Below are 781 nucleotides of genomic sequence, written 5' to 3' on the forward strand. Positions count from 1 at the left end.
TTCGCCGATCAATGCCCTCAACCGGGCGATCATCGATGCCGTGCGTGTCGAATTCGACGCGCACGGCATCGAACTGCCGATCTACTTCGGCAATCGCAACTGGCATCCCATGGTCGAGGACACCGTCGCCCGGATGCGCGACGACGGGATCCGCAACGCGCTGGTGTTCGCGACGTCCGCCTGGGGCGGTTACTCGGGATGCCGGCAGTACCACGAGGACATCGCCCGGGCTCGGGACGCCGTCGAGAACGCTCCGCAGCTGACGAAGCTGCGGCACTTCTACGATCACCCGCTGTTCGTCGACGCCGTCACCGATGCGGTGCGCGCAGCGCGCGTCGAACTCGCGGACGAGGTGCGCGACTCCGCGCGCGTGGTCTTCACGGCCCACTCCGTCCCGAGTTCCTTCGACGCGACGGGTGGTCCGCCGGAGGAAGGCGGACATCTCTACAGTCGCCAGGTCGCCGAGGCCGCGCGGCTGGTGGCCGAGGCGCTCGGCGAGGACGACTACGACCTGGTGTGGCAGTCGCGGTCGGGTCCACCGCAGGTGCCGTGGCTCGAACCCGACATCGTCGACCATATCGAGGCCCTGCACGAACGCGGCGTCGCTGCGGTCGTGGTCGTGCCGGTCGGATTCGTCTCCGACCACCTCGAGGTCGTGTGGGATCTCGACACCGAAGCCCGCGACCGCGCCGCCGAGCTGGGCATGGGCTTCTCGCGCGCGGCCACGGCCGGAACCGACCCGCGCTTCGCTCGACTCGTCCGCGAACTCGTCGACGAACGG

1 protein-coding gene is annotated in these 781 nt (G+C 69.1%); it reads left to right on the forward strand.

The window, feature by feature from the left end; translation table 11 throughout:
- Window positions 1–781 (forward strand): ferrochelatase (gene hemH, locus R1101_RS0124825; RefSeq protein ID WP_016935808.1); only part of this gene is annotated, 781 nt, incomplete at both ends.

The organism is Rhodococcus sp. R1101, from assembly GCF_000278445.1.
In the GTDB taxonomy this organism is placed as follows: domain Bacteria; phylum Actinomycetota; class Actinomycetes; order Mycobacteriales; family Mycobacteriaceae; genus Rhodococcus; species Rhodococcus gordoniae.